This is a genomic window from Phyllobacterium sp. A18/5-2 (genome assembly GCF_025452215.1).
Lineage (GTDB): Bacteria > Pseudomonadota > Alphaproteobacteria > Rhizobiales > Rhizobiaceae > Phyllobacterium > Phyllobacterium sophorae.
In genome coordinates this window covers 871,272-890,991 of sequence record NZ_CP104966.1, presented here as the reverse complement: position 1 = coordinate 890,991, position 19,720 = coordinate 871,272, and the positions used below count along the sequence as shown (strand labels likewise).

At 57.3% G+C, this 19,720-nt stretch carries 19 protein-coding genes and 3 pseudogenes; 12 read left to right on the top strand and 10 right to left on the bottom strand.

Going from position 1 to position 19,720, the window contains the following annotated elements:
• Positions 1–7: 7 nt before the first annotated feature.
• Positions 8–934, bottom strand: coding sequence for a site-specific tyrosine recombinase XerD (gene xerD / locus N8E89_RS04425; protein ID WP_106666955.1), 927 nt, complete (start codon positions 932–934; stop codon positions 8–10).
• A 4-nt stretch (positions 935–938) separates the two neighbouring features.
• Positions 939–1,100, bottom strand: a complete 162-nt coding sequence (locus tag N8E89_RS04420) for a histidine kinase (protein ID WP_106666954.1) — start codon at positions 1,098–1,100, stop codon at positions 939–941.
• Positions 1,101–1,246: 146 nt separating this feature from the next.
• On the opposite strand from N8E89_RS04420, the gene N8E89_RS04415 reads away from it, so the two are divergent.
• From N8E89_RS04415 to N8E89_RS04405, 3 genes are read left to right on the top strand one after another with little or no spacing between them, the layout of a single operon-like run.
• A complete protein-coding gene (locus N8E89_RS04415; protein ID WP_106666953.1) occupies positions 1,247–1,867 on the top strand; it encodes a shikimate kinase in 621 nt (206 codons plus the stop codon).
• On the top strand, positions 1,864–2,997 hold the full coding sequence (gene aroB, locus N8E89_RS04410; RefSeq protein ID WP_410010337.1) for a 3-dehydroquinate synthase: 1,134 nt from the start codon (positions 1,864–1,866) through the stop codon (positions 2,995–2,997). Before N8E89_RS04415 ends, aroB begins: the two co-directional genes overlap by 4 nt.
• On the top strand, positions 2,994–4,283 hold the full coding sequence (locus N8E89_RS04405) for an HlyC/CorC family transporter (protein ID WP_113172215.1): 1,290 nt from the start codon (positions 2,994–2,996) through the stop codon (positions 4,281–4,283). The genes aroB and N8E89_RS04405 overlap by 4 nt, the downstream gene beginning before the upstream one ends.
• 25 nt (positions 4,284–4,308) lie before the next feature.
• Here N8E89_RS04405 and N8E89_RS04400 read toward each other — a convergent pair whose 3' ends face one another.
• Positions 4,309–4,611, bottom strand: coding sequence for a BolA family protein (locus N8E89_RS04400; RefSeq protein ID WP_113172214.1), 303 nt, complete (start codon positions 4,609–4,611; stop codon positions 4,309–4,311).
• A gap of 133 nt (positions 4,612–4,744) precedes the next feature.
• On the opposite strand from N8E89_RS04400, the gene N8E89_RS04395 reads away from it, so the two are divergent.
• The 4 genes and pseudogenes from N8E89_RS04395 to N8E89_RS04380 all read left to right on the top strand — a co-directional run bounded on the left by N8E89_RS04395 (position 4,745) and on the right by N8E89_RS04380 (position 9,389).
• Positions 4,745–5,392 carry a J domain-containing protein gene (locus tag N8E89_RS04395; protein ID WP_106666950.1) on the top strand — a complete coding sequence of 216 codons (648 nt, stop codon included), beginning with the start codon at positions 4,745–4,747 and terminating at the stop codon, positions 5,390–5,392.
• An 89-nt stretch (positions 5,393–5,481) separates the two neighbouring features.
• Positions 5,482–6,468: a cobaltochelatase subunit CobS gene (gene cobS / locus N8E89_RS04390; protein WP_112760895.1), complete on the top strand. Its 987-nt coding sequence runs from the start codon at positions 5,482–5,484 to the stop codon at positions 6,466–6,468.
• A 13-nt stretch (positions 6,469–6,481) separates the two neighbouring features.
• Positions 6,482–8,370, top strand: a pseudogene (gene cobT, locus N8E89_RS04385) (cobaltochelatase subunit CobT).
• A 302-nt stretch (positions 8,371–8,672) separates the two neighbouring features.
• Positions 8,673–9,389 (top strand): esterase-like activity of phytase family protein, encoded by a 717-nt coding sequence (locus N8E89_RS04380; RefSeq protein WP_262261237.1) that lies wholly within the window; start codon positions 8,673–8,675, stop codon positions 9,387–9,389.
• Here the strand turns inward: N8E89_RS04380 and N8E89_RS04375 are convergent.
• Positions 9,362–10,012: a VUT family protein gene (locus N8E89_RS04375; protein ID WP_106666946.1), complete on the bottom strand. Its 651-nt coding sequence runs from the start codon at positions 10,010–10,012 to the stop codon at positions 9,362–9,364. The genes N8E89_RS04380 and N8E89_RS04375 overlap by 28 nt on opposite strands.
• Before the next feature lie 98 nt (positions 10,013–10,110).
• Entirely contained in the window at positions 10,111–10,410 is a 300-nt protein-coding gene (gene rpmB / locus N8E89_RS04370; protein ID WP_099997886.1) for a 50S ribosomal protein L28, read from the bottom strand.
• 272 nt (positions 10,411–10,682) lie between these two features.
• Between rpmB and N8E89_RS04365 the strand changes: the two genes are divergently transcribed.
• Both N8E89_RS04365 and N8E89_RS04360 read left to right on the top strand, forming a co-directional pair.
• The gene (locus tag N8E89_RS04365) at positions 10,683–11,489 is read left to right on the top strand and encodes a DUF3108 domain-containing protein (RefSeq protein ID WP_262261235.1); all 807 of its coding nucleotides are present in this window, start codon (positions 10,683–10,685) and stop codon (positions 11,487–11,489) included.
• Positions 11,490–11,554: 65 nt separating this feature from the next.
• On the top strand, positions 11,555–12,382 hold the full coding sequence (locus N8E89_RS04360) for an aromatic amino acid exporter YddG (protein WP_245449012.1): 828 nt from the start codon (positions 11,555–11,557) through the stop codon (positions 12,380–12,382).
• Here N8E89_RS04360 and N8E89_RS04355 read toward each other — a convergent pair.
• Positions 12,379–12,813 carry a cupin domain-containing protein gene (locus tag N8E89_RS04355; protein ID WP_262261234.1) on the bottom strand — a complete coding sequence of 145 codons (435 nt, stop codon included), beginning with the start codon at positions 12,811–12,813 and terminating at the stop codon, positions 12,379–12,381. The genes N8E89_RS04360 and N8E89_RS04355 overlap by 4 nt on opposite strands.
• Positions 12,813–13,598 (bottom strand): hydroxyacylglutathione hydrolase, encoded by a 786-nt coding sequence (gene gloB, locus N8E89_RS04350; RefSeq protein WP_410010336.1) that lies wholly within the window; start codon positions 13,596–13,598, stop codon positions 12,813–12,815. The genes N8E89_RS04355 and gloB overlap by 1 nt, the downstream gene beginning before the upstream one ends.
• Before the next feature lie 95 nt (positions 13,599–13,693).
• Here gloB and N8E89_RS04345 point away from each other — a divergent pair.
• Positions 13,694–14,435 (top strand): annotated as a pseudogene (locus N8E89_RS04345) (class I SAM-dependent methyltransferase).
• 126 nt (positions 14,436–14,561) lie between these two features.
• Here N8E89_RS04345 and metW read toward each other — a convergent pair.
• Together metW and N8E89_RS04335 are read right to left on the bottom strand one after the other, a co-directional pair.
• Entirely contained in the window at positions 14,562–15,176 is a 615-nt protein-coding gene (metW, locus tag N8E89_RS04340; RefSeq protein ID WP_106666942.1) for a methionine biosynthesis protein MetW, read from the bottom strand.
• Positions 15,173–16,361, bottom strand: a pseudogene (locus N8E89_RS04335) (homoserine O-acetyltransferase). The gene metW and the pseudogene N8E89_RS04335 overlap by 4 nt, the downstream one beginning before the upstream one ends.
• Positions 16,362–16,553: 192 nt before the next feature.
• Between N8E89_RS04335 and hisC the strand changes: the two are divergent.
• Both hisC and N8E89_RS04325 read left to right on the top strand, forming a co-directional pair.
• A complete protein-coding gene (gene hisC, locus N8E89_RS04330) occupies positions 16,554–17,660 on the top strand; it encodes a histidinol-phosphate transaminase (RefSeq protein WP_262261233.1) in 1,107 nt (368 codons plus the stop codon).
• A 3-nt stretch (positions 17,661–17,663) separates the two neighbouring features.
• Positions 17,664–18,596: a prephenate/arogenate dehydrogenase family protein gene (locus N8E89_RS04325; protein ID WP_262261232.1), complete on the top strand. Its 933-nt coding sequence runs from the start codon at positions 17,664–17,666 to the stop codon at positions 18,594–18,596.
• 47 nt (positions 18,597–18,643) lie between these two features.
• Here the strand turns inward: N8E89_RS04325 and N8E89_RS04320 are convergent, their stop codons facing one another.
• Complete coding sequence (locus N8E89_RS04320) at positions 18,644–19,663, bottom strand: DUF2125 domain-containing protein (protein ID WP_162707287.1); 1,020 nt, start codon at positions 19,661–19,663, stop codon at positions 18,644–18,646.
• Positions 19,664–19,720 lie beyond the last annotated feature (57 nt).

The following is a 19,720-nucleotide window of genomic DNA, read 5'->3' as shown; positions in this document are numbered from 1 at the left end:
CCTGACCCTAGTCTGCCAGAGGGTGGTGCTCCGTTACAAGCCTATGTAGCCGTTCTTCCATGACGTGAGTGTAGATCTGTGTTGTCGATATATCGGAATGACCAAGCAATTGCTGTACGGCACGCAAGTCGGCACCGTTCTGCAGCAGGTGGCTGGCAAAGGCATGGCGAAGGACATGAGGAGAAATTGCAGATGTTTTCAATCCAGCCCGCGCAGCCAAACCCTTCAGTTCCCGTGCAAACACCTGTCGCGCCAGGAAGCCGCTTTCCGATAGGGCCGGGAACAGCCAGGGACTTTCCGACAGGTTGGGCTGCCTGTCCCGCACCGCCAGATATATCGCCATGCTATCCCGCGCCTTTCCCGAAAGCGGAACCATGCGATCTTTCGAACCCTTACCGCGCACAATCAGGAACCGATTATCTGATCTTGCTACCGTAACCGGCAAGCCCACGAGTTCGGAGACGCGAAGGCCCGTTGCATAGAGAATTTCAAGAAGCGCATGCAGTCGAAGGGCGTTAAAATGCATTGCACTGGACGAATTCGCATCCTTGGTCTCTAATTCGGCACGCGAGAGCAGTTTCTCCACATCGGCTTCACTGAGAATTTTGGGCAGAGAGCGATCTTTTTTAGGTGTGTCCAGAGTACTGGTGGGATCATCGGCACGGATATTCTCCGTATAAAGAAAACGAAAGAACTGACGCAATGCCGAAAGGCGCCGAGCCTGTGATGTCGCGGCAAAGCCACGGCCGGCGATATCGTCGAGATAGGAGCGGATGAGAGTGGGGTGCGCCTGGGTCAGTTGCAGACCCCTCGCGGCACTGAAGGCAGCGGCATCTTCGAGATCGCGGCGATAGGAATCCAACGTGTTCTGTGCCGCTCCCCGTTCTGCACTCATCATCTCAAGGAAAGTCTCAATAGCAGCGGCTGCGCGCATCGGCTTACTTCGGCTTATCGGGTTTGGGATTAAGCTTTTCTGCTGGAATACGAATGGTCATTTCCGTCTGTGTCGGATGCACGAATGTCACCAGCACAATCATTCCCGCATAGACAAGCCCGGCGAGAACCGCGAGCATTATGATCAATCGTGTAAGCGTCGGCATTTGCTATTCAGAATCGTTTGGCGGCCTTCATTGTAGGTTCCATAATCCTGCAATCAAAACCCTTATGATTTGATGAAGCTGGCGAGACCGTGTCTAACGCTATAGTTTGCTTGACGACAGCACGGTTTTCCTGTCGAAACGCAGTCATGAGCACACCTGAAGACATCGTTGTTGCAACACAGATACCGGAGTTGGCAAAATCCATTCGTGAGCGTCTTGGACATAGGTCGATCGTGCTCGTCGGATTGATGGGAGCGGGCAAATCCACGGTTGGCAAAAAGCTCGCGACGATGGTTGAATTGCCATTTTTCGATGCTGATCATGAGATCGAAAAAGTGTCGACCATGACCATTCCGGAACTCTTCGAAGCCTATGGCGAGGCAGAGTTTCGCGATCTGGAGCGCCGTGTCATCGCGCGCATGCTGGAGGATGGACCGATTGTGCTGGCCACCGGCGGGGGCGCCTACATGAACGATCAGACGCGCCAGGCCATTGCCTCGGAAGGTATCTCGCTTTGGCTAAAGGCAGAGCTTGATGTGCTGATGGGGCGCGTTGTCCGGAAACAAAACAGACCGCTGTTAAAAAATGACAATCCGCGGGGTGTGATGGAACGGCTTATGTCTGAGCGCTATCCTGTCTATGCCCTTGCCGATCTGACGATAAATTCTCGCGAAGAGAAGAAAGAAATCATTGCCTTGGAAGCAATGCAGGCTATTGCCAATCACCTGGATGGCATTGCCATGACCAATGAGGAAACCGGTTCATGACCGAGATGACTGCCCCGCGCGCAACCACCACCGTTCCGGTCAAGCTCGGCGACCGTTCCTATGACATCCTCATCGGATCAGGCCTGATCGAGCGGGCCGGGCACGAGATTGCCAGACGAGCCAACTCCGTGCGCGTCGCCATAGTCAGCGATGAGACGGTTGCCGGATTGCATCTTGATCGCCTCACCCAAAGCCTTGACGCTGCCGGCATCGACTCCACCCCGATCCTTGTCGCGCCCGGCGAGAAATCCAAAGGGTTTGCGACACTGGAAACCGTGACCAATGCAATCCTTGCTGCACGGCTTGAGCGTGGCGATATCGTGGTCGCATTCGGTGGCGGTGTCGTTGGTGACCTGGCCGGTTTTGCGGCGGGGATTGCCCGCCGTGGCATGGGGTTCATTCAGATGCCAACGTCACTATTGGCGCAGGTCGATTCTTCCGTTGGCGGCAAGACCGGGATTAACACCGGACATGGCAAGAATCTCGTTGGCGTATTCTATCAGCCACTCCTGGTTCTGGCCGATACGGATGTTCTGGATACGCTTTCCCCGCGTGAATTCCGGGCGGGTTATGCTGAAGTTGCCAAATATGGCCTGATCGACAGGCCGGATTTCTTTGCATGGCTGGAAAAAAACTGGCGCGGGATCTTTGCTGGCGGCCCGGAGCGGACCGAGGCAATCGCGATATCATGCCAGTCCAAGGCGGACGTAGTGGCAAGAGATGAGCGCGAGACGGGAGATCGCGCGCTGCTCAATCTTGGCCACACTTTCGGTCATGCCTTGGAAACCGCCACGAATTATGATTCCACGCGGCTCGTGCATGGCGAAGGCGTCTCGATAGGCATGGTTCTCGCTCACCAGTTTTCCGCCAAGATGAACCTGGCGAGTCCTGATGACGCACGCCGCGTCGAAACACATCTGCGTGGTGTGGGGCTTCCGGTATCAATTGCTGACATTCCCGGCGATTTGCCACCCGCAGAACAATTGATGGACTATATTGCACAGGACAAGAAGGTAGCGCGCGGGGCGCTAACTTTTATTCTCACGCGCGGCATCGGTCAGTCCTTTATTGCAAAAGACGTACCGCCATCAGCCGTATTGAGCTTCCTGCTGGAGAAACATCCAAAATGAACCTGGAAATCTGGATCTTTTGCGGAATTATATTCGTTTTGATCCTGATGTCTGCCCTGTTCTCGGGGTCTGAAACCGCTCTGACCGCTGTATCGCGGGCTCGAATGCACCGCCTGGCAAAGCGCGGCGACGAACGGGCCGCCGTGGTGGAGGCCCTGATCGAAAAGCGCGATCGACTGATCGGCGTCATGTTGATCGGCAACAACCTCATCAACATCCTGGCATCGTCGCTCACGACAAGCATGCTGCTTACCCTGTTCGGTCAGGCCGGTGTTGCCTACGCAACCGCGATCATGACTGTCCTTCTCGTTATTTTTGCAGAAGTCCTACCCAAATCCTGGGCCATCTCCGGCCCCGACCGCAATGCACTCGCACTTGTTAGGTTTGCTCAGATTGTCGTCATTCTGTTCGGTCCTCTTTCCGATTTCGTCAACTGGATTGTCCGGAAGATTCTGGGCTTGTTTGGTATCAACCTCGCTGCGGGCGCTTCCATGCTCTCGGCGCAAGAAGAGTTGCGCGGTGCAGTAGACCTGCTGCACAAGGAGGGCTCTGTGGTTAAGCGTGATCGCGACCAGATCGGCGGGCTGCTCGATCTGCGCGAGCTTGAGGTCTATGACGTCATGATCCATCGGACCAATATGGATTCGGTCAATGCCGATGATCCGATCGAAACCATCATCAACCAGATCCTGGCGAGCCATCACACCCGGATCCCGGTTTGGAAGGACGCCAATGACAATATTGTCGGGGTTGTGCATGCCAAGGATCTCGTGCGGGCGATCCGTGATGCGGACCGGGATTTCTCCAAGATCAACATCATGAAAGTGGCAACGAAGCCATGGTTCGTGCCTGACACGACAACGCTTCAGGATCAGCTCAATGCGTTTCTGCGGCGCAAGGCGCATATCGCAATCGTTGTTGATGAGTATGGCGATGTGCAGGGCCTGATCACACTCGAAGACATCCTGGAGGAGATCGTCGGTGAAATCGCCGATGAGCATGATATCGACGTGCAAGGCTGCCGCCCGCAGCCGGATGGCTCGGTTCTAGTGGATGGCTCCGTGCCGATCCGCGATCTTAACCGTGCCCTCGACTGGCATCTGCCTGACGCCGAGGCAACGACCATAGCCGGACTTGTCATCCACGAAACGCAGAGCATTCCCAAGGAGAAGCAGGCGTTTACCTTTCACGGTAAGCGCTTCACGATCCTGCGGCGGGAAAAAAATCGCATTACGCGTTTGCGCATTCGACCGATCGAGGACGAAGACAAGGCAAAGTTGACCTGAGTTCGGTCTCAGACCGGAACATTCTTCAGCGCCGTGTTTCCTCGCCCGGTGCAGCGGGTTCCAGCGCCAGCGCGTGCACGCTGCCCTTCAGTTCGTCCTGCAGAACTTCGTTGATGGCGCGGTGTCGCGCAACACGCGACATGCCGGCAAAAGCCGCCGCGACAATCCGCACGCGAAAATGCGTTTCGCCTGAACCATCAAATGTGCCATGATGATCGCTGTCAGAATGATGGTGACCAGCGTGGAGGTGGCTTTCATTGATGACTGCCAAAGAAACGGGATGAAAAGCCTGCGTCAGTTTGTTTTCGATCGCTGACTGAGTGGACATTTCGTTCTCCTGCGCCCATATGGTAGTTTCACTTGGCAAATCCGTACATGATCACAAATTTACCGCCATTTCAGGCGTTAGGTCGATCCATGGGTAAATGTCAATTCATGCTTAGATCAGATAACTTGACTCGATGACCTCAAATTCGAAATATTTTGACAGCATCCGCATCCGGCCCAAGAAGGCGGAAGAGGAAAAATCGCGCACTCCGGTGTGCCAGTGGGATGGGTGCGACAAGCCCGGCCCGCATCGTGCACCTGTGGGCCGCATGAAGGAAGGCGAGTTTTTTCACTTCTGCATCGATCATGTGCGTGAGTACAACAAGGGCTACAATTATTTCTCGGGCCTTTCCGACGCCGAGGTGGCACGCTATCAAAAAGAGGCGTTGACGGGCGACCGCCCGACCTGGACGATCGCCGGCTTGCCGGGAAGCGGTGCCGGCGCCAGTGCGCAAGCTGCAACCGCTGGCGGATCCAGGACATCGCCTGATTTTTCGAAACTGCGCTCGGGCCGCGCTGCCTACCAGAACCGGTTCCGAGATCCCAACAGCGTCTTCAACGAAGCGAGGGTGCATGTCCGCAAGCCCAAGCCCCTGGAAGCAAAAGCGCTGGATACGCTTGGACTTGGTGCAAAAGCCAGTGGCGAAGATATCAAGTCGCGCTATAAAGAACTGGTGAAGCGCCACCACCCCGACGCAAACGGCGGTGATCGGGCTTCCGAGGATCGTTTCCGTGACGTAATCCAGGCCTATCAATTGCTCAAACAGGCAGGTTTCTGCTAACCACGGTTGAGCCGAATTCGAGACCCTTCCGGGTTTCAAGACTGTGACTATCTTTATGCGTCTGCGCGTGCAGTCGCGCTGGAGGCATGATGAACAAGGTTGATCGCGATATTGCGAATTTGCCGGATACAACGGTTTCAGTTTCAAAGCTTTTCGGGTTTGAATCCGACATGATGGTTCCTGCCTATAAGGCAGGCGACGCCTACGTACCCGAAATCGATACTGACTATTTGTTCGACAAACAGACGACGCTCGCCATTCTTGCGGGCTTTGCCTACAACCGCCGCGTCATGGTTTCCGGTTATCACGGCACAGGCAAATCAACCCACATCGAACAAGTCGCGGCACGTCTCAATTGGCCCTGCGTTCGGGTCAATCTCGACAGTCATGTCAGCCGTATCGATCTGGTCGGCAAAGATGCGATCGTCGTCAAGGAAGGCATGCAGATCACGGAATTCCGCGATGGTATCCTGCCCTGGGCCTATCAGCACAACGTCGCCCTGGTTTTCGACGAATATGACGCGGGCCGTCCGGACGTAATGTTCGTGATCCAGCGCGTTCTCGAATCATCTGGTCGTCTGACGTTGCTCGACCAGAGCCGCGTTATTCGGCCGCACCCGGCCTTCCGCCTATTTGCAACGGCCAACACCGTGGGCCTCGGAGATACGACGGGTCTTTACCATGGGACACAACAGATTAACCAGGCGCAGATGGACCGCTGGTCCATCGTGACGACGCTCAACTACCTGCCGCACGACAATGAGGCGGCTATCGTTGCGGCAAAGGCCAAGCATTACCAGAACAAGGAAGGCAAGGAAATCATCTCCAAGATGGTCCGCGTTGCCGACATGACGCGCTCCGCTTTCATCAATGGTGATTTGTCGACAGTCATGAGCCCTCGTACGGTTATCACCTGGGCGGAAAATGCCGATATCTTCAAGGATGTCGGTTTTGCCTTCCGTTTGACCTTCCTCAACAAGTGCGATGAACTGGAACGCCCGATCGTTGCCGAATTTTATCAGCGCGCCTTTGGCAAGGAACTGCCTGAATCAACGGCCAACGTCGTCATAAGCTGAGCATCACCAAAAAATGGCTGGTCCGGGAGATAACTCACGTGCAAATCCGAAAGGTCCGGTTGATTCTGAGCCTTTCAAGCGTGCCGTTACTGCGTGCATGCGCGCGATCGCGGGCGACCATGAGATGGAAGTCAGTTTCGGCAACGATAAGCCTGCGCTGACCGGGCACCGTGCAAGGCTTCTCGATTTGCCGAAGCGCCCCTCGGCCAATGACATCGCGATTACCCGCGGCATGGGCGATTCAATGGCGCTGCGCAAGGCATGCCATAATGATCGCATTCATGCCACGTTGGCACCCGAAGGCAAACAGGCGCGGGCGATCTTCGATGCCGTAGAACAGGCACGTGTTGAGGCGATCGGGGCTCTGCGCATGGATGGCGTTGCCGAGAACCTGACCTCGATGCTGGCGGACAAATACGCCCGCGCGAATTTCCCGGCAATTACGGACAAGGCTGAAGCTCCGCTCGAAGAAGCGGTGGCGCTGCTGGTTCGCGAAAAACTGACCGGACGCAAAGCGCCCGAATCGGCTGGCAATGTGCTTGATCTCTGGCGCGACTGGATCGAGGAAAAAGCTGCGGCCGATCTCGATCATTTGACGTCAAAAATTAACGATCAGAATGCCTTTGCCCGGGTCGTACGCGAAATGCTGGCTTCGATGGAGATGGCAGAGGAGCTCTCCCAGGAGAGCGAACAGGACGAGAGCCAGGATAACGAGGACGCGCCGGAGCCCGAAGAGAACAACGAAGGCGGGTCGGAAGAGGATCAGGGCAGCGATCTCGTCGGAGAGCGATGATTCCGATACATCCAGCGATGACAGTCAGGCCGGCGAGACGGAAGCTGCAGATGCATCTTCCGATGATATGGATGAGGATTCGGACGCTGATGCGGAAATACCGGGTGAGGCGCGCCGCCCCAATCCGCCGTTCTCCAATCTTGGCAGTGAAAGCGGATACAAGATTTTCACCCAGGAGTTTGACGAGACGACCGATGCGGAAGAACTCTGCGACGCGGCCGAACTGGAACGCCTGCGCTCTTTCCTCGATAAACAGCTTGCCAATCTTTCCGGTGTCGTCGGCCGGCTGGCAAACAGGCTGCAGCGCCGCTTGATGGCGCAACAGAACCGCTCGTGGGATTTCGATCTTGAGGAGGGGTATCTCGATTCTGCCCGTCTGGTGCGCATCGTGATCGACCCGACGCAGCCGCTTTCCTACAAGCAGGAACGCGATACCGATTTCCGCGATACGGTCGTGACTCTTCTCATCGACAATTCCGGCTCGATGCGCGGTCGCCCGATTACGGTGGCGGCCACATGCGCCGACATTCTGGCACGCACGCTAGAGCGTTGCGGCGTGAAGGTGGAAATTCTTGGCTTCACCACGAAAGCGTGGAAGGGAGGGCAAGCGCGCGAGGCATGGCTGGAGCGCGGCAAGCAAGCCAATCCCGGGCGCCTCAACGATTTGCGCCATATCGTCTACAAGCGCGCCGATGCCCCTTGGCGGCGCGCCCGTCGCAATCTCGGCCTGATGATGCGCGAGGGCCTTCTGAAAGAGAATATCGACGGTGAGGCACTGATTTGGGCACACCAGCGCCTGCTTGGACGCCCAGAGCAGCGACGGATCTCTGATGATGATCTCCGATGGTGCGCCAGTTGACGACTCTACCCTGTCAGTCAATCCTGGCAATTATCTCGAACGGCATTTGCGTGCGGTGATCGAAGAGATTGAAACACGCTCGCCGGTAGAACTGATTGCTATCGGCATCGGGCACGACGTGACTCGCTACTATCGCCGTGCGGTGACGATTGTCGATGCCGAAGAGCTTGCGGGCGCCATGACCGAGCAGCTGGCCTCGTTGTTCGAAGAGCCGGAGCGACAGACTGCAAAAAAGTCGGCGCGGCGATAACATGAATCGTATCGCGCTGCTATCCAGGCGCGTTCTCGTACTATTTGCAGTTCAATTTTTCCTGGCCGCACCTGCCATGGCTGAGGATAGTGGGGTTGTGCCCGCAGTCATCACCTCCCGGCCTATCTCAAATTTCCGTATTGGATCATCAGAAACGCATTTCGGGTCCCTTGAGTTTGTGGGCGGCTTGGAAATGACCTCTACCAACCGCGAATTCGGCGGCCTTTCCGCATTTCGCTATCTGGATTCTGGGGAAAGAATTTCTCGGTATTACCGACACCGGTCTCTGGTATGCGGGCAAGATGTTGCGCGACGAAAAAGGCAGACCCGCGTCGATTGGTGATTTTCGACTGGCGCCGATCCAGAGCGAAGAGGGAATGCCGGTCGAGGGCAAGTGGAATTCGGACGCAGAGGGCATGAGTGTTTCGGGCAGGACCGTTACGGTGTCGTTCGAACGGATCCACCGCATCGCCGAGTTTGCGCTCGACCTCGAAAACTTTGCGTCAAAGCCACGCGACCTTCCGCTGCCGATGCCGAAGGACGAACTGCGCAACAATCGCGGCATTGAAACCATTGCCTATGCGCCAGCCGCTGGTTCGCTGTTGGGTGCTCGCGTTGCGGTAACCGAGAAGAGTATCAACGAGTCGGGCGATATGTTCGCGGCAGTGCTTGAGGGACCGCGGAAAGGAATTTTCTACGTCAGGCGGCTCGATGATTTTGATATCAGCGACGGTGACTTTCTTCCCAGCGGTGACTTGCTGCTGCTGGAGCGGCGGTTCAGCATCGCCAGCGGCGTGACATTGCGCATTCGCCGTATTGCGGCGGAGGATATCCGGCCCGGAGCTACGGTGGACGGGCCATTCATCCTGCAAGCGGATATGCGCGATCAGATCGACAATATGGAAGGGCTGGATGTGTGGCAGGCCGAAGATGGGAGCACCCGCCTCTCGATGGTGTCAGACGACAACCATTCGATCGTCCAGCGTAATCTTTATCTCGAATTCCGGTTGGCTGAGTAGATCGCCGGAGCGAAGATAGCGAGGATGGCGCCGTAGGGCACAAGCATCACGATTGCCATCACCATCTTGACCATCAGGTCGCCAAAGCCGAGCGACATCCACAACGGTATCTCCTTACCGAAGAACGGTACGAGCATGGCGAGCGATGAGTCCGCCTGACCAGTTGCCGCATCGATCCAGGCGAAGTTCGCGGCAAAGGCAATCGAGAAAAACAGCAGCGTATCGAGAAGCGATCCGAAAATGGCCGAGGCGAACGGCGCCTTCCACCACGTCAGCTGCCGCAATTTGTTGAAGACAGTGATATCGAGAAGCTGAGCTGTCAGAAATGCCGTCCCGGAGGCAATCGCAATGCGGGGTGTCGCCAGCCAGATCGACAGGATGACGGCGATTGTAAAACCGACATAGACGACCTTGCGCGCGAAGGCGGGTCCATAACTGCGATTGGCTAAGTCATTGACCAGAAACGCTATGGGATAAGTGAAGGCGCCATAGGTGAGTATATCTCCCAATCCGAAGTGATTGAAAGGGTACTGAACCAGGACATTCGACGCAGCGACGACCCCGCACATGGCGAGCACTGGAAGGACAAAATCCGACGGAGAATAAGCGCTTTTGAGCGGCATTTTTTTATCCTGGGTAATGGAACCAGCAGCGGCGATGACGACAGCAATAAGGCCAGCCGAAGCTGGCCTTAACCACAAATGAACCGCGTACCCGCTATTTAAGCAGCAACCGGTGCTTCGAGAAGCTTCTTGGCAATCTGCCGCTTCAGGAGGCGAGCGCGCTGTGACAGTTCCTTTTCGTCAGCCTTGACAAGGAACGCATCCAGACCACCGCGATGCTCCACGCTACGCAGGGCATGAGCCGATACGCGCAGACGGAAGCTCTGACCGAGGGCTTCGGAGATCAGCGTTACGTGGCAGAGGTTCGGCAAAAAGCGGCGGCGCGTTCTGTTGTTCGCGTGGCTCACATTGTTACCGTACTGTACCGATTTAGCGGTCAATTCACATGTGCGGGACATTGGGTCTCACCTTCAAATTTCATTACCTATAGCCCGAATGTTTCTCGTTACCATCACACGTCGCCGTGCAGCGGCGCGCTTATCGGACAGGCGGCCTATTGGGAAGTCGCGTTTCTATAGTGATATGAGCTGCGCGCGTCAAGTGCGCTTATATGAAGTTTGGCACGGCTTTTGCGTAATAGCGGCGGCTTTCCTATGTTTATCACAACTTTGCCTGCTTTATACAGTCGAAGCCTTAGGACAGGCGCAGCATTGGACGGGATTGACAGAAAATGAGAGCCAACCGGCATTATGCCAGTCGAACAGTTTGGACAGTTCCCTTGGCCATGGTCGCCATGATGACTGCCGCACCAGCTCAGGCTGCTCAATCCTATCAGACGGACTATCGTGTTTCGCTGTTTGGCCTGTCGATCGCCAGAGCGAATTTCTCGACCAATGTCTCGGATGATGGGGCCTACAAAGTCACCGGGGATCTTTCGAGTTCGGGGCTTGCCAGTCTGTTCGACGACACCAAAGGCAAGCTCGATGTGACAGGTCAGTTGGCCAAAAGCGGCCCGGTACCGATTTCCTATGTGGTCAAGTACAGGCATGGGAAGCGCGACAAGAGCACATCAATTACCTTTGCCAATGGGAATGTGACCAATACGACCAATGTTCCACCCATCAACAAGAAGAAGAACTGGGTGGAGCTATCGCCTGCCGATCTTCAATCGGTTGCCGATCCGATTTCTGGGGTGATGGTTTCGGCTACCAGTCCTGAGCAGGTTTGTGCGCAGACACTGCACCTCTACGACGGTCAGACTCGCGTCGATCTGAAACTTTCTCCCGCTGGGGGAGCGCGGCCCTTCTCTACCAAAGGTTTCAAGGGCAACGCCATCACCTGTACGGCCAAATTCGTGCCCATCGCCGGCTATCAGTCGGGTCGAAAAGCCATTGAATACCTTAAAAACTCCAGCAAGATCAGTCTCACCTTTGCATCGCTCGGCAAGTCCGCTATCTATTCGCCCGTGCAGGCGAAGATCGGCACGCAGATCGGGACGGTGACCGTCTACGCGACACGTTTCGAGAAGACTAGATAAGCGGCTGGGGCGGCCAAAGCGTTGGGGGCGGTGTGGCTACATTTATCGGGTTTCTTGCGATCATCATGTGGGCGATGCTCGCGCTTTTCACCGATGTGTCTGGCAAGGTTCCACCATTTCAGCTGACAGCCATGACCTTTGCCATTGGCGCGAGCCTCGGATTGGTTTCGTGGCTCTGGCGACCGGGTGCCGCGCGGCACCTGCGCCAGCCGGCCAGGGTCTGGCTGCTCGGTGTCGTCGGGCTCTTCGGGTATCATTTCCTCTATTTCACGGCGCTGCGCAACGCCCCCGCAGTTGACGCCAGCCTGATCGCCTACCTCTGGCCGCTGTTCATCGTGGTCGGATCGGCGCTGATGCCGGGCGAAAAGCTGCGCTGGTTCCACATTGTAGGCACGCTGCTGGGGCTGTCCGGCACGGTGTTGATCATCACCAAGGGCGGTGGTGTTGGCTTCGATCCCCAGTACAGTTTCGGTTACGCGATGGCAGGGCTGTGTGCGCTGACCTGGGCAGCCTATTCGCTACTGTCCCGACGCTTCGCCAACGTCCCAACCGACGCGGTTACGGGGTTCTGTGTGGCGACATCGGCACTATCGCTGATTTCGCATCTGCTGCTGGAGCAGACTGTCTGGCCTGAAGGGATCATCCAATGGCTCGCCGTGCTGGGCCTGGGTCTCTTTCCGGTCGGCGCCGCGTTCTATGTCTGGGACTACGGTGTCAAGCGCGGCAATATTCAGGTCTTGGGTGCTTCGAGCTATGCGGCACCGCTATTGTCGACGCTTGTACTGATCATCGCCGGCGTGACCGAACCGACGACACGCGTCTTGCTTGCCTGCCTGCTGATCACACTTGGCGCGGTTCTGGCCGCCAAGGATATGCTGCTCAAACGGCGTTAGGGTTCCCAACCGGGCTCTGCCAGCTCGAACTGAGCGAAATCAAAGCCGGGTGCAACAGTGCAACCGACAAGTGTCCAATCGCCAAGACTCGTCGCTGTCTGCCATTGCCCAGCTGGAACAATGGCTTGCGGGCGCTCTCCGGCTGCAAGATCGAGACCTAGCCTGTGCGTCACGTGCGGAGAGCCTTCGGACGCGATGGTCAGGAGCAGGGGTGCCCCGCCATACCAGTGCCAGACCTCCGCCGCATCCTTTACCCGGTGCCAGGCCGACACTTCGCCCTTTTCGAGAAGAAAATAGATCGCGGTGGAGTGGCCGCGCCCGCCGACCGGCCAGCCGCTTTCATTGTCCCGGAACGTCTGTACGTAGGAGCCGCCTTCGGGATGCGGCGCAAGCCCGAGATGCTGGCATATTTCGTCTGGTGTCAACGTCATCAGAAGTTGTCCTTGCGCTTGCGGATCTCGGCGAAGACGGCTTCATCACTGGCCTTCTCCATGTTCAAGTTCTTGCGGATCGAGGGGTCATACCAGCGAAGAAACGGATTGGTTGCCATTTCACGCAGCAGCGTCGTCGGCAAGGTCGGCAGGCCGGCTTCACGCAACGCCGTGATTTGTCTGGCGCGTTCCTTGAGCGCCGAGTTTTCCGGATCGATCGTCAGCGCAAACCTGGCATTGCTCTCGCTATATTCATGGCCGCAATAGATCTCCGTCTCACCCGGCAATGCGACCAGCCGCTGCAGCGACTTGAACATCATGGCCGGAGTTCCTTCGAACAAGCGGCCGCAACCAAGCGAAAACAGGGTGTCACCCGTAAAGGCGATCTTGGCTGCGGGTATATGAAACGAGATTTCACCAGCGGTATGGCCCGGCGTGGAGATGACATCCACATCGAAATTGCCGAATTTAAACCGCTCGCCGTGGCCGACAGCGCGATCGATGCCCGGTATTTGGGCTTTCTCGTCCTCAGGTCCGATAATCTCGACGCCGAATCGTTTCTTCAGCGCGGCATTTGCCTCGACATGATCCATATGGTGGTGCGTGGTAAAGATATGCGTCAGCGTCCAGCCGCGGCGACCCAGCGCATCGAGAATCGGTTTCTCTTCGGGTGCGTCGATAGAGGCCGTCAGATTGGCATCCGGATCGTGGATCAGCACGCCGAAATTGTCGGTCCGCGCGGTAAATTGTTCGATTTGCAGATTGGACATGGTCATTCTCTTCATGCTTGCTACGTGCAGGATAGTCCGCCCTCACACGGGCGCAACCCATGTTACAGGCATTTCTTGATGTTCTTGATTGCCGTGTTAGGTTGCCCGCCATGCATCTCGACATCATCGATCTTCGCGCTTTCTACGCTTCAACACTCGGCCACCTGACCGAACGCTCCATTACCATGGCACTGGCGTCCATCTGGCCCAAGTTGCCGGGCGAACGGCTGGTGGGTCTCGGCTATGCCGTTCCCTACCTCGATCGCTTTCGCGGCGATACGGAGCGAACCTTCGCCTTCATGCCCGCCGGGCAGGGCGCCGCAAGCTGGCCGCCGGCCGAGCCGTCCGCTACCGCGTTGATTTTCGAAGAAGATTTGCCCTTGCCGGATCTCGGCTGTCGACAGAGTGTTGATGGTCCATGCGCTGGAACATGCCGAGGATCCGCGCGAAACTTTGAAGGAAATGTGGCGCGTGCTGGCACCGAACGGGCGGCTGGTTATCGTCGTTCCCAACAGGCGTGGGCTTTGGGCGCGTTTCGAGCACACGCCATTCGGCAGTGGGCGGCCTTATAGCCGGGGGCAGCTAATCCGTATTTTGCGCGAGGCGAATTTCACCCCGGGTCCCTGGGCCGAGGCTTTGTTCTTCCCGCCGTCGTCGCGCCGCTGGATGATGCGCCCCTCAGGCCTGCTGGAGCGGATGGGCCGGCGCTTTTGGCCGATGTTTTCCGGTGTACTGATCGTCGAGGCTCAGAAGCGGATCTATCAGGGGCTGCCGGTGGCCAAGCGGTCGTCGCGACGTGTCTTTGTGCCGGTCCTCTCGCCGCAGGGTACGGCGAGCGCCAGTTCGCGTTGACACAACCAAATTGCCCGCGCTGGTTTCGTTTCGTGAGCCAGATCTCGAGGTTTCTTGAGCCAGAACCATCAGGTTCTGAGCGAGTTTTGAAAGTTCCTGTGCGTTCTTCTGTTCGGGGAAGCTGGTTCAGCGTTTGAGCAGGAACACCGCCTGCTGGCCGAAGAGGTTCCAGAAGCCCCAAGGCATGTTGAAGCCGAGGCGGCCGCCGAAGGCGTTGAGCGCGACCGCCGATTCCACATGCGCACCGACTTCCTTGGTCATGTCGACAAAGTCATTGATCGTGCAGAAGTGGATGTTGGGCGTGTCGTACCAGCTATAGGGCAGATCCTTGGTCACGGGCATACGCCCGTTGATGGCGAGCGACGCGCGTACCCGCCAATGACCGAAATTCGGAAACGAGACGATGGCCTTTTCGCCGATGCGCAGAAGCTCCGTCAGAACATTCTTCGGATTGCGGGTGGCCTGCAAGGTCTGCGACAGGATCACATAGTCGAAGCCGGCATCGGGGTAGTATTTCAGATCACTGTCAGCGTCGCCCTGAATGACCGACAGACCACGCGCGACCGAATCGTTGACGCCTTTTTGCGACAGCTCGACGCCGCGGCCGTCAACACCCTTGGTGGTTTGCAGAAGCTCCAGAAGTTCGCCGTCGCCGCAGCCAACGTCAAGCACTCGTGAGCCGGGCTCCACCAGCGAGGCGATGACATCAAAGTCGACGCGAGGATGGACGTTGACGCTCATGACGGTAGAAGACCCTTGGCACGGGCTGCTGACCGGATGAACCCGTTAATGGCGGAGAACATCTCCGGCTCATCCAGCAGGAAAGCATCGTGGCCGCGATCGGATCTCGATCTCGACAAAGGAAACGGAGGCTCCCGCCGCGTTCAGCGCATGGGCGACGGTGCGGCTCTCGCTGGTGGGGAACAGCCAGTCACTGGTGAAGGAGACGATGCAGAAGCGAGTCTTCGATCCGGCGAAGGCATCGGCCAGCCGGCCTTCATGCTCCGCCGCAAGATCGAAGTAGTCCATGGCGCGGGTCATGTAGAGATAGGAGTTGGGATCGAAACGCTCGACGAAACTCATGCCCTGATAGCGCAGATAGCTCTCGATCTGGAAATCCGCATCGAAGCCGAAGGTCACATTCTGCCGGTCCTGCAGATTGCGCCCGAACTTGCGGTGCAAGGCGGTCTCGGACAGATAGGTGATATGTGCCGCCATGCGGGCGACGGAGAGCCCTTTGCGCGGGACGGTGCCATGTTCGAGATAGCGGCCTTCCTTCCACTCCGGGTCAGCCATGACCGCCTGACGGCCCACTTCATGAAAGGCGATATTCTGCGAGGAGTGACGCGCACCGGTCGCGATGGCCACCGCGGCAAACACCTTGTCGGAATGGCTCGACGCCCATTCGAGGACCTGCATACCGCCCATTGAGCCGCCGATAACCGCAAAGAGCTGTTCGATGCCAAAATGGCTGACGAGCATTGCCTGGGCGCGAACCATGTCGGCGATGGTGATGACGGGAAGGTCAAGCGCATAGGCCTTGCCGGTCTCAGGATTGATCGAGGCGGGACCAGTCGAACCAAGGCATCCGCCAAGCACATTGGAACAAATGACAAAATAGCGGTCCGTATCGACGGGCTTGCCCGGGCCGACCAGCGTTTCCCACCAGCCGGGCTTGCCGGTCACGGGATGCAGATTGGCGACATGCTGGTCGCCGGTCAGGGCATGACAGATCAGGATGGCATTGGATTTGTCAGCATTGAGCTCGCCATAGGCCTGGTAGGCGATTCGGAACGGCGACAGCGAAACGCCGCTATCGAGATGCAGCGGCTTGTCCGCCCCAAACTCCACCACAGGACTATGGGGATTTGTTGCTTCCTGGCTTTTCTGATCATTCTTGGACGTTGATCGGCTGGTTCTGGTCATGGTTACGCAGTTTGGAGCGAGGTGCCGGGTAGGTATGGTTGCAGCGCATACAAAGTCAATGGTTTCTTTACATTCAAGGGCTCTCAAACCCAAGTGGATCAACTTGTTCTCGACATGAGGCTCTTTGGCGGCTATGTCCGCACGGTTGCTTGACAGCAAAGACCATCGACCGAACGATGTTACGGATCAATCATGACAACGACAGTGAAAGACATGCGCCCAACCCCGAAAGCCGGTGTGCTTGACATAGCCCCCTATGTCCCCGGCAAGGAACATGCTCCTGGTGTCGCAAAGGTCTACAAGCTGTCTTCCAATGAGACGCCGATCGGCGCCAGCAAACACGCGATCGAAGCCTATCGGGCGGCAGCGGAGCGCCTGGAAATCTATCCGGATGGACAGGCAACGGCGCTGAAAAAGGCTATTGCCGATGTGCATGGCCTGAATGCCGATAATATTCTGTGCGGCAATGGCTCTGACGAGTTGCTAGGCCTTTTGTGCCAGACCTATCTTTCTCCGGGAGACGAGGCCATCTACACCGAACACGGCTTCATGGTGTACAAAATCTACATCATGGCTGCCGGGGCGACTCCAGTCGTCGCCAAGGAAAATAATGAGCGCGCCGAAGTCGACTCCATCCTGGGGTCGATCACACCGCACACAAAGATTGTTTTCCTTGCCAATCCAAACAATCCGACCGGCACATATCTGCCTTTCGAAGAAGTGCGCCGCCTCCACGCCGCTCTGCCGAGAAACGTATTGCTGGTGCTGGATGCCGCCTATGCGGAATATGTGCGCCGCAATGACTATGAGGCCGGTGTCGAGCTGGTGTCGTCATGTGAAAACGTCGTCATGACGCGGACCTTTTCGAAGATCCATGGCCTTGCTGCGCTTCGCATCGGCTGGATGTTCGCTCCCGCCCACATCATCGATGCTGTCAATCGTATTCGCGGCCCGTTCAATCTGAACTCCGCAGCCATCGTTGCCGGAGCTGCGGCAATCCGCGATCGTGCGCATGTCGATCAGGCGATTGCCTTCAATGAGAAATGGCTGCCCTGGTTGACCGAACAGCTGACGGCTCTTGGTCTGCGTGTTACGCCGTCAGTCGGCAACTTCCTGCTGGTTCACTTCCCCGACAATGTGGCGAAGTCCGCCGAGAAAGCCGACAGCTACCTCACGAGCAAGGGCTATATTTTGCGCCGCGTCACGGGATACGGATTTCCGAACGCGTTGCGCCTTACCGTTGGATCCGAGGAAGCCAATCGCGGCGTAGTCGCTGCACTCTCCGAATTCCTGAAGTAGAACATGTCCAAGATCCATTTCGATACAATCGCACTGATCGGCATAGGCCTCATCGGTTCGTCGCTGGCGCGCGTCATCAAGCGCGAGGGCCTTGCCGGTCATACCGTCGTCTCCACCCGCAGCGAAAGTACGCTGGCTCGGGCTCAGCAGCTGGGCCTCGGTGACAGCTACACGCTCGACAGCGCCGAGGCGGTAAAGAGTGCGGATCTTGTTATCGTCTCGGTGCCGGTCGGTTCATCCGGGGCGATTGCCCGGCAGATTGCCGGTTCGCTGAAACCGGGCGCAATCGTAACCGATGTGGGCTCTACCAAAGGCTCGGTCATTGCGCAGATGCAGCCCGAACTTCCGGCAAACGTGCATTTTATTCCGGGCCACCCGCTCGCTGGAACAGAATATTCCGGCCCCGACGCGGGTTTTGCCGAACTCTTTGCCAATCGATGGTGCATCCTGACGCCATTGGAAGGAACCGATCCCGCTGCCTTGAGCCGGCTGACCAAGTTCTGGCAAGCCTGCGGTTCGCGGCTCGATACGATGGACCCGGTGCATCATGACCGGGTTCTCGCCATCGTCTCGCACCTGCCGCACCTCATAGCCTACAACATCGTCGGTACGGCCAGTGATCTCGAAGAAGTGACGAATTCCGAAGTCATCAAATATTCAGCTTCGGGTTTTCGCGATTTCACCCGCCTGGCCGCATCGGATCCGACCATGTGGCGCGATGTCTGCCTGCACAACAAGGAAGCGATCCTTGAAATGCTGGCGAGGTTTTCAGAAGACCTCGCGTCGCTCCAGCGCTCAGTCCGCTGGGGTGATGGCGATGCGCTGTTCGACCTGTTCACGCGCACGCGTGCGGTGCGCAGGGGCATCATCGATGCCGGTCAGGAAGTGGATGCTCCGGATTTCGGCCGCCAGCAAGCCAGCCATCCTTCCAAGTGATGTGACGCTGCCTGCCCCTCCCGCCAGGGGAGGTAACTGGCGGCGCCCTACAACGCCGGCAACCGGCCAATATTGATGAAGCCCACCGACATCTTTCCTTTCTTGACCGTGATGGGGAGTGTCGGCGCGCCTGTCTCGTCTTTCGGGACGAAGGCCATCGCCTGAAGCACCGAGGCAATCGTATTGCCGGCCTCAGGGAATATGCCCTGGAGTGCCTTGGCAACGCCTTCGGGGTTGCGCATCGTCACTTTGAAGTCGCCGCTGACGCGGCCGTCATCAGCGATTGAAAACGGGCCAGAGATTCCGATCCCGCTACCATCGTCAAACGCCACGTCGACTCTGCGCAATGTGCCCGACTGCCCGCGCAGCACCGTCAAATCCCGTTCCGGTTTGCCGAGCAATGCGAAGCCGTTGGCGAGTTGGACATCGGCGACGCCAGTCAATTCAGGCAGCGGCCTGTCGTAAATGACGTTGTCGGCGATTTTCAGCTTGTTGAAAGAGAGGACGACGTCCATTTGCGGGTCTTGAGTAGCGAAATGCAGCTCACCTTCCTGCACGACGGCCACCGGCGCATCGCCGGGTGCTGCGTTGCGTTGATTGACGATGACATTGCTGCCTTCGATCTCTATTTGTTTTGGAAGGGGTTTGTCGAGCCGAATGCTGGATGTGAGATTGTCCCATTTCGCATCGAGCGGCATGATGCCCGGCACATTGATAGCAGCGGGCCCGTCGATCCTGCTGACGATCTGCAATGGGTCATAGATCTGCGCCGCGGAGCGGAAAGTTCCGGCGGTAACCGACAGGTTCTTGGCCGGATCCGCCCAGCCTACCTTGGTGCAGTCGAGGCCGACCCGCAAGGGAAAGCCGCTTGCCGTGGCGTTCTCACAGGTGGCGTCTATGCCTTTTTCCTTGAAAGCCGCGATATTCGTCGCGACGCGGTTTTCCAGCTCGTTAGCCAGATAATACCAGCCGCCACTGTAGAGCACGCCGAGCAGTATAATACCGCCGCCGCCATATTTCAGAAGTCTTCCGCGTCTTGTTGTGTTTTTGGGGGTGCTTGACGGCATGGTCCGGCTCTCGCTATCCATCAGGGGAAGATGCTTCAGAGCCCTGTTGCAAACTCT

Coding starts and splice junctions, on each gene's coding strand:
- xerD (WP_106666955.1), bottom strand. CDS start 934: ATGCGCGCAGCCGCTGCTATTGAGACTTTCCTTGAGATGATGAGTGCA.
- N8E89_RS04420 (WP_106666954.1), bottom strand. CDS start 1,100: ATGCCGACGCTTACACGATTGATCATAATGCTCGCGGTTCTCGCCGGG.
- N8E89_RS04415 (WP_106666953.1), top strand. CDS start 1,247: ATGAGCACACCTGAAGACATCGTTGTTGCAACACAGATACCGGAGTTG.
- aroB (WP_410010337.1), top strand. CDS start 1,864: ATGACCGAGATGACTGCCCCGCGCGCAACCACCACCGTTCCGGTCAAG.
- N8E89_RS04405 (WP_113172215.1), top strand. CDS start 2,994: ATGAACCTGGAAATCTGGATCTTTTGCGGAATTATATTCGTTTTGATC.
- N8E89_RS04400 (WP_113172214.1), bottom strand. CDS start 4,611: ATGTCCACTCAGTCAGCGATCGAAAACAAACTGACGCAGGCTTTTCAT.
- N8E89_RS04395 (WP_106666950.1), top strand. CDS start 4,745: ATGACCTCAAATTCGAAATATTTTGACAGCATCCGCATCCGGCCCAAG.
- cobS (WP_112760895.1), top strand. CDS start 5,482: ATGAACAAGGTTGATCGCGATATTGCGAATTTGCCGGATACAACGGTT.
- N8E89_RS04380 (WP_262261237.1), top strand. CDS start 8,673: ATGTTGCGCGACGAAAAAGGCAGACCCGCGTCGATTGGTGATTTTCGA.
- N8E89_RS04375 (WP_106666946.1), bottom strand. CDS start 10,012: ATGCCGCTCAAAAGCGCTTATTCTCCGTCGGATTTTGTCCTTCCAGTG.
- rpmB (WP_099997886.1), bottom strand. CDS start 10,410: ATGTCCCGCACATGTGAATTGACCGCTAAATCGGTACAGTACGGTAAC.
- N8E89_RS04365 (WP_262261235.1), top strand. CDS start 10,683: ATGAGAGCCAACCGGCATTATGCCAGTCGAACAGTTTGGACAGTTCCC.
- N8E89_RS04360 (WP_245449012.1), top strand. CDS start 11,555: ATGTGGGCGATGCTCGCGCTTTTCACCGATGTGTCTGGCAAGGTTCCA.
- N8E89_RS04355 (WP_262261234.1), bottom strand. CDS start 12,813: ATGACGTTGACACCAGACGAAATATGCCAGCATCTCGGGCTTGCGCCG.
- gloB (WP_410010336.1), bottom strand. CDS start 13,598: ATGAAGAGAATGACCATGTCCAATCTGCAAATCGAACAATTTACCGCG.
- metW (WP_106666942.1), bottom strand. CDS start 15,176: ATGAGCGTCAACGTCCATCCTCGCGTCGACTTTGATGTCATCGCCTCG.
- hisC (WP_262261233.1), top strand. CDS start 16,554: ATGACAACGACAGTGAAAGACATGCGCCCAACCCCGAAAGCCGGTGTG.
- N8E89_RS04325 (WP_262261232.1), top strand. CDS start 17,664: ATGTCCAAGATCCATTTCGATACAATCGCACTGATCGGCATAGGCCTC.
- N8E89_RS04320 (WP_162707287.1), bottom strand. CDS start 19,663: ATGCCGTCAAGCACCCCCAAAAACACAACAAGACGCGGAAGACTTCTG.